Annotated in this window: 15 protein-coding genes and 1 riboswitch; of the genes, 9 read left to right on the top strand and 6 right to left on the bottom strand. The window is 37.1% G+C overall.

The genetic code is table 11. The features are described from left to right. Positions 1-85 precede the first annotated feature (85 nt). The gene (locus tag AB2Q86_RS01665) at positions 86-1,267 is read right to left on the bottom strand and encodes a pyridoxal phosphate-dependent aminotransferase (protein WP_012582041.1); all 1,182 of its coding nucleotides are present in this window, start codon (positions 1,265-1,267) and stop codon (positions 86-88) included. 152 nt (positions 1,268-1,419) lie between these two features. Next, positions 1,420-1,539, top strand: a riboswitch (SAM riboswitch). A gap of 108 nt (positions 1,540-1,647) precedes the next feature. Here AB2Q86_RS01665 and AB2Q86_RS01660 point away from each other — a divergent pair. The 6 genes from AB2Q86_RS01660 to AB2Q86_RS01635 all read left to right on the top strand — a co-directional run bounded on the left by AB2Q86_RS01660 (position 1,648) and on the right by AB2Q86_RS01635 (position 6,163). Next, a complete protein-coding gene (locus AB2Q86_RS01660; protein ID WP_003735433.1) occupies positions 1,648-2,469 on the top strand; it encodes a MetQ/NlpA family ABC transporter substrate-binding protein in 822 nt (273 codons plus the stop codon). 14 nt (positions 2,470-2,483) lie between these two features. Further along, on the top strand, positions 2,484-3,500 hold the full coding sequence (locus AB2Q86_RS01655) for a methionine ABC transporter ATP-binding protein (protein ID WP_003729148.1): 1,017 nt from the start codon (positions 2,484-2,486) through the stop codon (positions 3,498-3,500). Further along, positions 3,497-4,159, top strand: a complete 663-nt coding sequence (locus AB2Q86_RS01650) for a methionine ABC transporter permease (protein ID WP_003722903.1) — start codon at positions 3,497-3,499, stop codon at positions 4,157-4,159. Before AB2Q86_RS01655 ends, AB2Q86_RS01650 begins: the two co-directional genes overlap by 4 nt. Positions 4,160-4,248: 89 nt before the next feature. After that, positions 4,249-5,028, top strand: coding sequence for a carbon-nitrogen family hydrolase (locus tag AB2Q86_RS01645; protein ID WP_012582042.1), 780 nt, complete (start codon positions 4,249-4,251; stop codon positions 5,026-5,028). A gap of 163 nt (positions 5,029-5,191) precedes the next feature. Continuing rightward, positions 5,192-5,863 (top strand): Crp/Fnr family transcriptional regulator, encoded by a 672-nt coding sequence (locus AB2Q86_RS01640; protein WP_012582043.1) that lies wholly within the window; start codon positions 5,192-5,194, stop codon positions 5,861-5,863. Between the two features lie 72 nt (positions 5,864-5,935). Then, the gene (locus tag AB2Q86_RS01635; RefSeq protein ID WP_012582044.1) at positions 5,936-6,163 is read left to right on the top strand and encodes a hypothetical protein; all 228 of its coding nucleotides are present in this window, start codon (positions 5,936-5,938) and stop codon (positions 6,161-6,163) included. Positions 6,164-6,228: 65 nt separating this feature from the next. Here AB2Q86_RS01635 and AB2Q86_RS01630 read toward each other — a convergent pair whose 3' ends face one another. The 4 genes from AB2Q86_RS01630 to nrdD all read right to left on the bottom strand — a co-directional run bounded on the left by AB2Q86_RS01630 (position 6,229) and on the right by nrdD (position 11,033). Then, positions 6,229-6,549 (bottom strand): hypothetical protein, encoded by a 321-nt coding sequence (locus AB2Q86_RS01630; RefSeq protein WP_014588998.1) that lies wholly within the window; start codon positions 6,547-6,549, stop codon positions 6,229-6,231. Positions 6,550-7,269: 720 nt separating this feature from the next. Further along, positions 7,270-8,241: an acyltransferase family protein gene (locus AB2Q86_RS01625; RefSeq protein WP_012582046.1), complete on the bottom strand. Its 972-nt coding sequence runs from the start codon at positions 8,239-8,241 to the stop codon at positions 7,270-7,272. Positions 8,242-8,338: 97 nt separating this feature from the next. Then, on the bottom strand, positions 8,339-8,890 hold the full coding sequence (gene nrdG, locus AB2Q86_RS01620) for an anaerobic ribonucleoside-triphosphate reductase activating protein (RefSeq protein ID WP_003729155.1): 552 nt from the start codon (positions 8,888-8,890) through the stop codon (positions 8,339-8,341). After that, the gene (gene nrdD, locus AB2Q86_RS01615; RefSeq protein ID WP_012582047.1) at positions 8,883-11,033 is read right to left on the bottom strand and encodes an anaerobic ribonucleoside-triphosphate reductase; all 2,151 of its coding nucleotides are present in this window, start codon (positions 11,031-11,033) and stop codon (positions 8,883-8,885) included. The genes nrdG and nrdD overlap by 8 nt, the downstream gene beginning before the upstream one ends. A gap of 290 nt (positions 11,034-11,323) precedes the next feature. On the opposite strand from nrdD, the gene AB2Q86_RS01610 reads away from it, so the two are divergent. After that, complete coding sequence (locus tag AB2Q86_RS01610; RefSeq protein ID WP_003729158.1) at positions 11,324-12,424, top strand: ABC transporter ATP-binding protein; 1,101 nt, start codon at positions 11,324-11,326, stop codon at positions 12,422-12,424. A 37-nt stretch (positions 12,425-12,461) separates the two neighbouring features. Here AB2Q86_RS01610 and AB2Q86_RS01605 read toward each other — a convergent pair whose 3' ends face one another. Continuing rightward, entirely contained in the window at positions 12,462-13,433 is a 972-nt protein-coding gene (locus AB2Q86_RS01605; protein WP_012582048.1) for a Gfo/Idh/MocA family protein, read from the bottom strand. 115 nt (positions 13,434-13,548) lie between these two features. On the opposite strand from AB2Q86_RS01605, the gene AB2Q86_RS01600 reads away from it, so the two are divergent. Next, a complete protein-coding gene (locus tag AB2Q86_RS01600; RefSeq protein WP_003729160.1) occupies positions 13,549-14,370 on the top strand; it encodes a Cof-type HAD-IIB family hydrolase in 822 nt (273 codons plus the stop codon). Between the two features lie 16 nt (positions 14,371-14,386). After that, complete coding sequence (locus tag AB2Q86_RS01595; RefSeq protein ID WP_012582049.1) at positions 14,387-15,229, top strand: ComEC/Rec2 family competence protein; 843 nt, start codon at positions 14,387-14,389, stop codon at positions 15,227-15,229. Positions 15,230-15,393 lie beyond the last annotated feature (164 nt).

Genomic DNA, 15,393 nt, shown 5'->3' with positions numbered 1-15,393 from the left:
GAATAGACTTACTAACTAATTATAACACATCCCATTAATTATCTGAATTATTACAAGCGATTTTCTCATAAAACTGGATAAATGGCTATTTCTGAGTAACTTTATCGAATAGATGCAATTTGGAAATTCGAGTGACTGCCTCTTCCAAGCGATCTTCATCCATTAAAAGACCCACGCGGACATACCCTTCGCCAAATTCGCCAAAACCACTGCCATCCGCAACCGCAACACTGACTTCTTCTAGTAGATAATCGGCAAATTCACTACTTGTAAAATCTTCAGGAACTGGCATCCAAGCAAAAAACGAACCAGCTGGCGCAACTGCTTCCCAACCAATCTTCTTACAAGCGGAAATAAAGGCATCTCTGCGACTTTCATAACGAGCGGTTAATTCTCGCACACAAGTCTGATCTCCTGTTAAAGCTTCTATTGCAGCATCTTGAATTCCTGGGAAAAGACTTACATACATATGATCTTGAATAAGGTTAATAGCTTCAATAACTTCGCTGTTCCCAACTGCAAAACCAACGCGCCACCCCGCCATATTATACGTTTTCGAAAGTGTATAAAGTTCAATTCCAACTTCTTTCGCACCGTTCGTTTCTAAAAAACTAATTGGCTTTTTACCGTCAAAACCAATACCTCCATAAGCGAAATCGTGCGCAATAACCACATTATGTTCTTTGGCAAAAGCAACTGTATCTTCAAAGAAATCACTTGTAGCAACTGCACCAGTTGGATTATTAGGATAATTTAAATACATAAGTTCCGCTTTTTCCGCCACTTCAACAGGAATCTTAGTAAAATCTGGTAAAAAGTCATTTTCAGCAATTAGTGGCATTTTTTCAAATTGAACTTCGCCTAACACAACTCCTGACAAATAATCAGGATAACCCGGATCAGGTAAAAGCATCGTATCACCTGGATCCATCAAACACATCGGCAGCTCCACTAAGCCTGTTTTTGTACCAAACAAAATAGCTACTTCTGTGTTTGGATCAATCGTTACATTATATTCACGCGCGTAAAAATCCGCAGCGGCTTGTTTTAGTTCGTGCTTTCCTCGAAACAAAGAATATTTGTGGTTAAGTGGTTTTTCTGCAGCTGTTTTCATCGCTTCCACAATATGTTTGGGTGTCGGCTGGTCTGGGTTTCCTTGTCCTAAATTAATGACATCATGCCCTTCTGCCACCTTTTTTCCAACTTTTTCTACAAGGCTAGAGAAAAACTGATCTGGTAAATTTTGCAAGCGTTTGGAAATTTTCATTTTACACCCGTCCTTTTCAAGTTTCATTGATTAAAATAGTAAAGTTTTCTGAAGTATTTGTCCAGTATGATTTTTTTAAAACTTAAAAAAGCATTGACAAATTAAGGTAATATGCGTATATTTTTAACTAACAGGTTTTTCTAAAATATTTTCTCTTATCGAGAGCGGCAGAGGGACTGGCCCGATGAAGCCCGGCAACCTAACTTTATTTAAGCGTAAAGTGAAGGTGCTAATTCCAGCAAAATGGTGTATTCCGTTTTGGTAGATAAGAGGAGCTGGATATGTTCGACTTTCCACTTCTCTATTCTAAATAGAGAAGTTTTTTATTGTTTTCATGAATAAATCTGGATAATCACACAACATACTAGGGAGGAAAAAAGATGAGAAAATTAACAAAAGGGTTAGGAATTTTACTTGCATCAAGCCTTGTTTTAGGATTAGCAGCATGTGGAGGAGGCAGTGACGACAAAGCCTTAAGCACAGAAAAAATTACAATTGGAACAACAGCAGGACCTCACCAACAAATCGCTGAAGAAGTTCAAAAATTAGCGAAAAAAGACGGTCTTGAAATCAAAATCAAAACATTTGATGATTATAATACACCAAATACAGCTTTAAACGATGGGGATTTGGATGCGAATAACTACCAAACAATTCCATTTTTAGAGCAACAAAAGAAAGATAAAGGCTACAAATTAGACGTTGCTTTTAAAACAGTAGCGTTCCCAATGGGTATTTACTCCAACGATATTAAAGACTTAAAAAATCTTAAAAAAGGCGACAAAATTGCCGTTCCAAATGATCCAAGTAACGAATACCGTGGTTTAAAACTGTTTGAAGATGCTGGCATTATTAAATTAAAAGATGGCGTGGAAGAAAAAGCAACGAAAAAAGACATTGCTGAAAACCCGCTTGACCTTGAAATTGTTGAACTTGAAGCTTCTCAAATCCCTGCACAATTAGATGAAGTTGCAGCCGCAGCTATCAATACTAACTTTGCAATGGGCGCTGGACTTTCTATTAATAAAGATGCCATTTACCACGAACCTACAAAAGACAATCCATATCCGAACGTTTTCGTTGTTCGTAGTGCCAACAAAGATGATGAAGTCGTAAAAACATTAGAAAAATATTACCATTCAGATGAAGTAAAAGCATTTATTGAAAAAGAATTTAATGGGTCTGTAGTACCTGCATTCTAGGGAGTTGTTTTATTTTGATCGAATTACATCAAGTTTCAAAGTCATTTAACGTAAATGGAAAAACCGTAGAAGCCGTCAAAAATGTTTCTATTACAGTCGAAAAAGGAGAAATTTTCGGTGTCGTTGGTTACAGTGGCGCCGGGAAAAGTACCCTTGTTCGTTGCATCAACCTGCTTGAACGTCCAGATGCCGGCCAAGTCGTGATTGATGGGAAGAATTTATCTACCCTATCAAGCAAAGAACTTCGTGTCGCTCGCCGGAAAATCGGCATGATTTTCCAAGGATATAACTTACTGAAAACCGCAACTGTCTATGATAACATTGCCAAACCATTAAAATTAGAAGGCGTTCCAAAAGACGAAATCGAGACGCGTGTAAATAAATACTTGTCGATTGTTGGTTTAGAGGATAAACGAAACAACTATCCGAGCCAACTTTCTGGCGGTCAAAAACAACGTGTCGCGATTGCTCGTGCTCTTGCGCATGAGCCAGAAATTCTCTTAAGTGATGAAGCAACAAGCGCCTTGGACCCTGAAACAACAGAAGCAATTTTGCAACTGTTACTTAAAATTAATGCGGAACTCGGCATTACGATTTTCTTAATTACACATGAACTTGATGTCATTCAACGTATTTGTGACCGGGTTGCTGTAATGGAAAATGGTCATTTAGTGGAACAAGGTACCGTTCTTGATATTTTTACAAAAGCAAAACACGCGACAACCAAGCGCTTTGTTGGGTCGGAAGCTAGTTTCGATATCCCGCAAGATTTGCTTGAAAAATATATTGCAACCGGGAAATTAGTTTCTCTTCATTTTATTGGGGACGAAGCGGATGAGCCTGCACTTGCTCTTGTATCACGCAAGTTCGACGTCCTTCCAAGCATTTTAGCTGGGGGAATTGATCATTTGAAAAACGGAACACTTGGAAAACTACTCGTTCATTTAAAAGGGGACGAAGTTGAATACAGTAAAGCTATTTCTTATTTGAAAGAATCTGGAGTCGTTGTTGAGGAGGTCGAGTTACTATGAGTTTGTTTTTTGAAGAATGGGGCCCGATACTTTGGCAAGGATTTCTAGAAACGCTTACGATGACTGGGATTACACTCGTGATTTCACTTGCGATTGGTTTACCACTTGGCGTATTTTTAACATTAACTCGTAAAGGTGGTCAATCAGAAAACCTGGTTGCCTACAGTATTCTAAACTGGGTTATTAATATTTTACGTTCATTACCATTTATTATTTTGTTATTCTTAATGATTCCCGTAACACGGTTTGTTGTTGGGACTACTATTGGGATTCAAGGGGTTATTATGCCGCTTGTCGTATTTACGGCACCTTACATTGCTCGTTTGATGGAGTCTGCTCTTTTGGAAGTGGATCGCGGAGTTGTGGAAGCCTATCAAGCAATGGGTATTTCTACACCGAAAATCATTTGGAGTGTCGTTATTCGCGAAGCTCGGTCTGGTATCGTTCTTGGCTTAACTATCGCCACAATCGGTCTAATCGGTGCGACTGCAATGGCTGGACTTGTTGGTGCTGGTGGACTCGGAACAATTGCTTACCAATATGGTTTCCAACGTTTTGAACCAACTGTCATGTATACAACCATCATTATTTTAATTATCATGGTTCAAGCACTACAATCATTCGGTAATTTCTTATCTAGACGTCTTAAAAAAGATTAATTCACTACTTAGAGCTTGGTGCGAAGTGTTCCAATATGGACTCGTCACCAAGCTTGTGTTATTTTTAAAAGAAAAAGGGAGAGAAGAACATGTGGAAGTTGGCATTATGTCAAACTGATGTAGTTTTTAAATATCCTGATGCAAACTATGCACGGATTGAAAAAGCTATAGTCGAAGCTGCAAAAAATGGGGCGGATATCGCAGTTTTACCAGAAATGTGGAATACAGGTTATGCTTTAAATGAATTAGCTGGAGTTGCTGATTTAAATGGGGAGAGAACAAAAGAATTTTTAGCAACACTTTCTGAAAAACACCAAATCGCTATTATCGGCGGCTCGGTTTCTATTTCGGAAGGAAACAAATTTTCTAATACAATGTATGCTTTCGACAAATATGGCGGACTACTTTCTTCATATAAGAAGGTTCACTTATTTCAGCTTATGAATGAGCATCTCTATTTAGAGGCTGGAAATGATAAAAATCTATTTCGACTGGACGGCGTTTCATGCGCTGGTTTCATTTGCTATGATATTAGATTTCCAGAATGGATTCGCAAACACACTTCAGAAGGCTCAGAAGTCATTTTTGTTTCAGCTCAGTGGCCAGCCGAGCGCGTTACTCAGTGGGAGCAACTACTTATTGCGCGCGCTATTGAAAATCAAGCTTTTGTCGTTGCAGTCAATCGAGTTGGCGATGATCCTAATAATCATTTCAATGGACACTCGCTTGTGATTGATCCACTTGGAAATATTGTCGCTCATGGCGGTGAAGACGAGGGAAATATTTATGCTGAGATTGACTTAAATCTTGTTGCTGAAACGCGAGGCATCATTCCAGTTTTCACAGATAGACGTCCTGAGCTTTACTAAATACTAAAAAAGGTGCAAAAAATACTATTTTTGCACCTTTTCTCATTAAATATACACATTATCAGCAATAAATCGGCAATTTGGTATAATTAGTATAGATTAATTTTTGTTAATTTTGATATTATGTATTATAGTTAACAAAAAAGTAAAGGGGCTGCTAATAATGGATGCACTATTTAATTACAAAGAATTTGTTCGACTATCGCATGAAGGCAATATTAAATATGAAAAGTTAAAAGTTCCTAAACATACAGATTTAGTAGATACTGCCTCGCAAAGAAATAACCATGTCTATTTAATTGTAGAAGGCTTCGTGTCTATTTCTATGAATCCGCAATCTAATAGTATTTATACAGTCTTAGGTAAGGGCTCTTTTGTAAATTATTATAGTTTGTTCCAAGGAAATGTAGATGACTTTCTGTTTACAACCATTTCCCCATGCACTATTTACAAATATACTTTTAAAGATTTAGAGTATTTTCTTTCCATGTTTCCAGAGAATTTCGGTTTTCAATTTTTCATTATGCGCGACTTGGCGCGACATGCATTCTTCAAAAGCCTTTTCGCCGAGACAAGTTCCTCTGACAAATTAGAACTTTCCTTTTCTAATATTGGCAAATTACACGGAGCACTATATGAAAAAGATAGTGTTATCCTACCGAAAGAAATGCGAACTAGCACTATCGCTGCTTATAGCAACTTATCAAAAAGCAGTTTTTACAAACAATTGGCCCTTTTAAAAGAACAAGGCAAGATTTGGAAAAATGGAAGAGAATGGGTTGTTAGAAATAAGGAATTGTACGATTATGTGAAAGCTAGACAATTTGTTGATTAAAAAAAGCCACCCTGTTTTAAATTATAATCAGGAATTAGCTGTTTATTTTATGTTTATAGAGGAGTAAAAACGTTGTATAAACTAGGAAATACTGAAGTTACTGTAGAAAAATATAGAGCGGAGTTTGCTAAAAAACACTATTTACCTTTTATGAAGGAACTAATGAATATGTCAGGTTGCACACTTTTAGAAGCCCGCGACTTTATTGACAAGGTAATAGCTGAGGAACAAATCGAAGTTAATTCTATGTCAAAAGAAATACAAGATTATTGCTTGGCTGAACTTCAAGAGGATGAATAGTATTCGTGACCGTGTTTATAATATAGTGCGCCCCAAAATCTAATTTTTGGAGCGCACTATATTTTTTATTTCTTTTTCAACCCAAAATTCGGCGGATAGTTTTTACTCGGATCAATATTATCCGCATTTTTATATCGTTCTTCAAGGTTGATATCTTTCCCCGTAATCCATGCATATAAATTACAAATAACAACAGGCAGCGCGCCTATAAATATATTAGGTAGCGCCATGGAAGCGACAAACACGCCAATTAGAGCGCCGCCACGCAGACCTTCATGCAACACACTTCCCCACAGGTCGTTTAGCATCATGCCTACGACAATTCCTGCATATAGGTTCAGTATAAAGCCAACCGCAGGCGTAATGAAAAAACCTTTTATATTCATTTTATCCTTCTTAAAAACAAAATAAAAAGTGCATGATAATACCACCATAACACTCGTAGCTATGGAACAATATAAAAATAAATAATTACTATCAAGTAAAGTAATCGAGGCAATCCATACAAAAAATATCGTTGAAATTGCTATTAGACAAGGTACTAAATGAAAATAAATACTATACTCTAACCCATATTTCCAAGGTTTTTTCGTACGGAAAATATACTCAATTCTTAACAACATCCATACGCAAATGCTAAGGAATATAGCGATTCTTATATCATTAATCAGCTCGACTGATTTCGGAATGGTGATTTTATCCGGGGTCGGAACTAGATACGTTAATAGCGTGAAAATCATCGCTATGACAATCATTCCTAATACAAGCCGCTTAAAGCCTTTCATCGGGAATAAAAATGTCCGCTGATTTTTTTCATTTGTAGTAAAATTTCCGTTGATAGTTAACACTTCCGTTCTGTGGTTTCGTGGTGTTTTTGAGGTTTGATTATAACCTCAAGATCATTTTCATTTTTTGAACTATCGCATTATCTTCATCTCTATTTATTCTTTTTTTACTTTAATCCTTTGAATAGATTATAACTTCTTCATAATTGTATCCCAACTATTCTTGTAGAAGCAACTAGTCTATTTTACCATTTTATAAAAATAAACTTCTTTAAACTTCATTCTCATTTTTCCATGTCAGTCCATTATAGATGGGATTTTTTAATATACATTTTTCTTTTTATTTAAAACCATCGTAAATATTCCATATACTGCAATTGTGATTAATAAAGTAAATAACAATTGAAATGCAACTGTTTGGTCTACGAAAAATCTTTGTTTCGTCATCATTAAATAGAAAATAATTGGATGTAAAATATAAGGCAACAAAGTATCTTTTCCTACAATATCGAATACCGTTCTTTTAGTTGGAACGATAGCAATCAACAAAACAATCCATAAAAAGGCCAAGATAAATGAAGAAAAAACATTCATTAGATAGCCAAGTGTAGTTGCACTAAATGTAGTTTTATTAAGAAAACCATAAAATAAATTAAGATACTCATTTGGTTGTTTAGAAAATAAATGATAAAGAACCATAACTAGTATAATAACCGTAAGCCAACATATGTATTTATACTTTTTCAAAAATGTTCGCATTTTACTAAAACCATTTTCCCCAAGGTAAAAACCAGCAATAAAGTATGGTGCGAAACTAAGAATCCTTGTTATTGTTAAGAATTGGGTCCCATAAAAGTATCTATTTACAATCGCTATAATACATAATACTAATGCAAGAAATAGTACATCCAAAGCATATTTCCCTCGTTTATTTGCATATATTGCAAACAACATCCATGCTGCTAGTGCTAACAAATACCATAAATGAAAAGCTGGAGTAATTAACATTTTCATATCTATAAATTTATAGTACCCAGTTAAAAATCCTAATAATAAAAATAGTGGTTGGAAAATAATAAATAAACCTATCAACCTACCGATTTTCTTAATCGTTGCTTTTTGACTGAAAATACCATTAATAAAAATAAACGCTGGCATATGAAACGAATATATAATATCAATTGTCGCAACTTCTTTCGGCCCCATAACCAGTAAGTAATGTCCAAATATTACCAAAAATATTAATATACCTTTTATATTCGACAGCTGTATATCATGCTCTTTTGCTTTCAATAAATCACCTCAATAAGTTTATAATAAAACTATGTAGTAATTCGTTATTCTTGTCAACCTGAAAAATTAAAAAGCCCTCCATCACAGAGGGCTTCTCTCACAACTCATACAAAACCACTTCACCAGAAGCAAGTGATTTTTGTACATCGATGATTCTTTGGTTGCTGGAACCGCGGAATGCTAGGTTGGGGTCGAATAGTTTTTGTTCGAAGCGGCCGTCTACTAGGACATCTATTAAGGATAGAAGTTCTAGTTTGTCGGCGGTTTCTTGCATCATTTCGTCCCAAGTGTAGCCTGTCCATGACCAGATATCTTTGGTTTCGCCGTATGTCGCACGGATTCGTTTTACGACAGATAGGCATGTGGCGGTGTTTAAAAATGGTTCTCCGCCAAGTAAAGTGAGGCCTTGGACGCTTTCATGTCCGATGTCTTTTAGGATATCGTCTTCTAATTCTTTTGTGTAAGGTTTGCCGTATTTAAATGATTGCGCGGCCTTGTTGTAGCAGCCTTCGCAGTGGAAAGGACATCCAGATACATATAAACTGCACCGGACGCCCTCCCCGTCGACAAAGTTGAATGCTTTATAGTCAGCGATATACCCTCTGGATAATTCATTCGACTTCCATTCACACGGTTTTGGATTATTCACCTAAGTTCTCCATATGTTTCACGCGATTGCTAATTTCTACGTGACGTCCATGAACCATTGGGCGTTTCATTGGGTTACCTAAGTAGCCACACGTACGTTTTACAACATCTGCTTTTTCAGGGTCGGTGTTGCCACAGCTTGGGCATTTGAAGCCTTCTTCTGTTGGAACAAATTCGCCTTCAAAATCACATTCGTAACATTTATCGATTGGTGTGTTTGTACCAAGATAAGCTACGCGATCATAAGAGTAATCCCATACAGCCTCAAGCGCTTTGGTATTGTGGACCATTTTTGGATACTCACAATAATGAATGAATCCGCCAGAGCAAAATTCTGGATATTCTTTTTCAAAATCAATTTTTTCAAATGGGGTGATTTTTTTACGAACATCATAGTGGAAAGAGTTTTGGTAGTAGTCTTTATCCGTGATGTCTTTAATTACGCCATATTTTTCTTTGTCTAAACGGTTAAAACGGTCTGTTAAGCTTTCACTTGGCGTTGAATATACGCTGAACCAATAACCATATTCATCTTTCCAGTTGTCCGCATAACCTTTTAGTTCTTTCAAGATATCAAGCGTGAAGTTTTTCGCTTCTGCGTCGCCTTCCCATTCGCCACCGTAAAATACCGTTGCTGCTTCATAAAGACCGATATAACCGATGGAAATAGTAGAACGTTCTTTATTAAATAGTTGGTCGACATTTTCGCCATCTTGTAGTCGTTTGCCAAATGCTCCGTATTTATATAAAATTGGTGCATTTTCTGGACGCGCTTGACGTACGCGGTTTAAACGGAAAAGTAGCGCATCTTTGACTGTTTTCATACGTTCGTGGAAAATTTCCCAGAAGCGCTCTTTGTCCCCACCGCTTTGGATAGCGATACGTGGAATGTTAAGTGTTACAACACCAAGATTATTTCTTCCTGCGTTCACGTGCTCGCCGTTTTCGTTTTCCCAAGCTGGCAAGAACGAACGACAGCCCATTGGTACTTTGAAATCGCCTGTTAAGCGAACGAGTGAATCGTAGTTGAGTACATCTGGATACATCCGTTTCGAGGAGCACTCTAGCGCCAATTGTTTAATGTCATAATTAGGATCTTCTGCATTTAAATTAGTTCCACGGCGAATCGAAAATACTAATTTCGGGAAAATGGCCGTGTGTTTATCTTTACCAACCCCACCAATACGCACTTTTAGGATGGCTTTTTGAATTTCACGGGCAAACCAATCTTCACCAAGACCGAAGCCTAGTGTTACGAACGGTGTTTGGCCGTTACTTGTATATAATGTGTTGATTTCGTATTCTAAGCTTTGCATCGCATCGTAAATATCTTTGCGTGTTTTCTCCGCTGCATAACCTTCTTGTTTTTCTGGAACGACCCATTCCATCGCGTCTTTTTTGTGTTTTTCAAAGTTCAAACGCGCGTAAACGGATAAAACTTCATCAATGCGGTCAACCGAACAGCCGCCGTACTGCGAACTAGCTACGTTTGCAATTATTTGAGCAATTTGTGCTGTAGCTGTTTGGATAGATTTCGGACTTTCTACGTTGGCGTTACCAATCGTAAATCCTTTTTTCAGCATTCCTTCGATGTCGATTAAACAACAGTTGGTCATCGCATGGTATGGGCTGTAATCTAAATCGTGAAAATGAATTTCCCCTTTTAAATGAGCGTTAGATACGTGTTTTGGTAGCATATATTTTAATGCGTAACTTTTGGCTACGGCTCCTGCTGTCAAATCTCGTTGTGTATTAAAGACAGTCGCGTCTTTGTTGGCATTTTCGTTTACTACTGTTTTGTCTTTTTGTAGTAGCTTTTCTACGCTTTTGTGCATATCTGTGATGTTTTCACGCTCATGGTCGCGATCATGGCGGTATTCTATGTAAGCCCTCGCTACATCAGGATACGTCGATTTCATTAAAGTATTCTCGACGCAATGCTGGATTTCATCGATGGTCATATCTGCCTTGTTAGGTAATTCACTTACAACCTCAAGCAAAATCTCTTCTAAGAAAGTTTCGTCCTCTAAATTAATTGCTTTCATAGATGCTTCAACGGCATTACGAATTTTAATTAAATCAAAGTTTGCTTTGCGGCCATCCCTTTTTATTACCATTTGTTCATTAAGTTGTTCCACGTACATGATAATCCCTCACTAACTATATATTGTGTCTGCTTTAATAATATAACACAAGATAAAGCTTTTTTGTAATGATATCTAAGGATTTTTTTGAATTGGGACTAAAGAATTAAAAGGCATGAAAAATCCTTCACATAAAAGGTCTTTTGTCCCTTTACTTCTTTTTATTTTTTTGGTAGTTATGCACTTTGCCCAAAAGATGAATTTTTTCTTTGTGCAAAGTGCCATAGTTTTTGTAAAGCGTTTTCATATACAATGAACACAAGTTAAAAAATAGAAAGAGGCGAAGTAAGTTGGCACAATTATCACTAGAACATATTTATAAAATATATGATAACAAAGTAACTGCAGTTTCTGACTTTAATTTAGAAATCGATGACAAAGAATTCATCGTTTTTGTAGGTCCATCTGGTTGTGGTAAATCTACAACTCTACGTATGATTGCTGGTCTAGAAGAAATTTCTAAAGGCGAATTATCTATTGATGGAAAAGTAATGAATAATGTTGCGCCAAAAGACCGCGACATCGCAATGGTATTCCAAAACTACGCATTATATCCACATATGACTGTATATGATAACATGGCATTTGGTTTGAAACTTCGTAAAATGCCGAAAGATGAAATTAAAAAACGTGTTGAGCATGCAGCAAACATTCTTGGCTTAACTGAATACTTAAAACGTAAACCAAGTGCACTTTCCGGTGGTCAACGTCAACGTGTTGCTTTAGGTCGTGCAATCGTTCGTGACGCTAAAGTCTTCCTAATGGATGAACCACTTTCCAACTTGGATGCGAAATTACGTGTTCAAATGCGTGCGGAGATTACCAAACTTCACCAACAATTAGATACTACAATGATTTACGTTACCCATGACCAAACAGAAGCAATGACAATGGCGACTCGTATCGTTATCATGAAAGATGGTGTTATCCAACAAGTTGGTTCACCAAAACAAGTTTACGATCACCCAGTGAATATGTTCGTAGCCGGCTTTATTGGAAGCCCAGCAATGAACTTCTTCAAAGGTCGTTTAGAAGGTTCTAACTTTATCGGTGATGATTTCACTATTGAAGTTCCAGAAGGCAAATTAAAACTTCTTAAAGACAGAGGATTTGACGGTAAAGAGATCGTTTTCGGTATTCGTCCGGAAGATATTCATGATGAGCCAATCGTTATCGAAGCTAATCCTGGTTACACTTTCAAAGCGACTACTATTGTTGCCGAACTTACTGGTGCTGAATTTATGCTACACAGCCGCGTTGGTACACACGAATTCGTAGCTCGTGTTGATGCTCGCTCCGAACACCAACCAAACGAAGTACTGACTTTAGCATTCGAAATGTCTAAGTCTCACTTCTTCGATCCAGAAACTGAAGATAACTTAACTGATTAATATTCGTAAAAAACCCGCCAAATCTGGCGGGTTTTTCTTATTTTTCAAAAGGAAATTTAATTCCCCACTGGGTTCTAACATCACTCATAATCGCAATCACATCGTTGGTTAATTGATAAGTCGTATTCTCTCCTGTTGCAACGCTCTCTTCCATGGCTAAAATTTCATATTCTAGCGCTTTGCTTGTTTCACCTGCCTCGATTTCTTCTACTTTTCCGGTGGTTGTATGTGTCACGGTTGCTCGGCTAGCACGAGGATACTCGTCTACTGTGATAAATCCTTCTTCGCAAGCAATAACACCCCGTTTCGGCATTTTGGCACGGAAAGATAGGGATACAACAGCTAATTCCTCTTCTTTATTTTTGAGTAAAATTCCTGATTGTTCGTCCACACCTGTTTCGAATTTCTTCATTGTCGTCAAAACTTCATCCGGTGTTTCACTTAAAAAGTAGCGCGCAAAGCTAAGTGCATACGTCCCAATATCAAGTAACGCACCACCCGCCAAATCCATATTGTAAAAACGATTTTTCGGATCTTTTTCTTTAGCACTGCCAAAAGCAACCTGAATAATTTTCAATTTACCAATTGCTCCTGAGTCTACAATTTCTCGTAGTTTTTTATAAAGCGGCATATGGAATATAGTCATCGCTTCTTTGACAATCAGGCCTTTTTCTTTGGCTAGCGCATTGATTTCATTAAGTTCTTTGCTGCTTACAGTTATCGCTTTTTCGGCTAAAACATGTTTGCCATTATGTAGGCTTTTCATGATGAATTCGTAGTGGTTAGAATGTGGCGTAGCGATATAAACTACATCTATCGCCGGGTCAGCAAGCATTTTGTCAAAGTCATCGTATACATTTTTAATTCCGTATTGACTTGCGAACGCTTGCCCCTTCTCTAAACTCCGTGCTCCTACCGCATAAATTTCGCGGTTCAGTCCCCGCATTCCCTCTGCAAATTCGTGCGCAATCAAACCTGGTCCAAGAATTGCCCAGTTTAAATTTCCCATTATGATCTCCTCCAAAAAATTATTTTAGAACTCGATAAAAACTATTGTATCATATATAACTATTCCGATTCGCACATGGTATACTTAAGTCATTAACTAAAAAGGATGATTTTATTTGACTAAAAAATATTTGATTTGTTCCGATATTGATGGAACTCTACTACACCAAGACCAGACAGTATCTGAAAAAACACGTGATTTAATTCAAACTTTAGAAAATGACGGCCATATTTTTTCTATTTCAACTGGTCGAATGTATCATTCCGCTCGCGAAGTTGGTTTAAAAGTAAGTAATTCAGGTCATGTTATCGCATCTAATGGTTCTTACGCAGCCATTCGCGATGAACAACTGCTCAAAACCACTTTAGAAGAAAAAGCCATTCGCGAAACTTACGACATTATGCATGATTTCGATTTACCACTATTTTTCTTTTCTACGAATACACTCTTCTATACAAAAGAGCCACCTGCTTTCTTCCGAGAACTTGCGGATAAAAGTCGTTTAGATACTGGAGATGATTGTTTTTCACTTGTATCTATTAATGACAAAGCCGTTTTTGATGAGAATATGAATCAATTTTTGAATGCCATTGTTGTAGCTGAGGATGATATCGCTCGTTTGGCTGATGTCCGCATTGCTTTAGACAAAGCAAATGGTATTCGTGTTTTATCTTCTCACCATAATAATTTAGAAATTCTTCCAGCAAATTCTGACAAAAAAACAGCTGTTGAAGCACTTGGATCTTATTATGATATTCCACGCGAAAGAATTATTACTTTTGGTGATGGCGAAAATGATATCGGCATGCTACAATATGCTGGGACTGGTGTTGCGATGGCAAATGCAAGCGATAATGTCAAAGCAGCAGCAAATCATCTTACTGACACGAATGAAGCAGATGGGGTTTACAAATTTCTAAAAGAATTCATTTCATAAGAGAAGAGGAAAAGGGATGAAAAAAGGGATTTTAAACGTATTATTGGCTTTTGCTTTAATTATGGGGCTATCTGTACCAAGTTCTATGCAAGCTCAGGCAGCAGCACCAACAATAAAAGTGCATTTCATTGATGTTGGCCAAGGGGACGCCATTTATATCAAAGCACCTAGTGGAGAAGATATTTTAATTGATGCAGGTAACAAAGGAAAAGGGAAAATTGTCGTTAATTATTTAAAAAAACTTAAAGTAAAAGATATTGAGATTATGATTGCTTCTCATTCAGATGCAGATAACGTGGGTGGATTACCAGAAGTCATGAATAATATCAAAGTTAAAAGCCTGTACGCACCCAACTCTACTAACACGACTGCTGCTTACAAAGATTTTGTGAATACAGCGAAAAAGAAAAAATTAGCTATTAAAACGGCAAAGGCTGGTGTAAAGCTCCCCGTCAAAGGAGTGAATGCTCAATTTGTGGGTCCAGTTAAAACATACGGAAAAACAGATCGTAACAACTGGAGCGCTGTTCTCCATGTCGCATATAAGAAAAACACATTCTTATTCACCGGAGATGCGCAAACCAAAGCAGAAAGCGATATGATTAAGGCAAAGAAAACATTACGCGCGGATGTGCTGAAAGTAAGCACACAAGGCTCCAAAACCGCAACAAGCCAAGCATTCGTCAATGTTGTAAAACCAAAATACGCTATTATTAGCGTTGGTAAAAATGGCTACGGTCATCCTACCTCCCAAACCGTTAATAGATTAACAAAAGCAAAGGCGAAAGTGTATCGCACAGATCGTAATAAAACTATCGTTGTAACAGGAAACGGTTCATCTTATTCTATCGGAAAATAATTTTCACGATTAGCCAATAATGAAGTCTTGCCTTTGTTATTGGTTTTTCTAACTATTAGTATTGCTTAACCTTTTGTGAGTTGAAAACACCATAAATATGGCAAAAATATTGCGGTTACATTAGCTAAAAAAGGGTATTCTCCTAAAAAGAGATTCTTTGGTGG

The organism is Listeria monocytogenes (assembly GCF_041765605.1).
Classification (GTDB): domain Bacteria; phylum Bacillota; class Bacilli; order Lactobacillales; family Listeriaceae; genus Listeria; species Listeria monocytogenes_D.
Note: the sequence above shows the minus strand (reverse complement) of the source record. Positions and strands in the feature narration are given on the sequence as shown.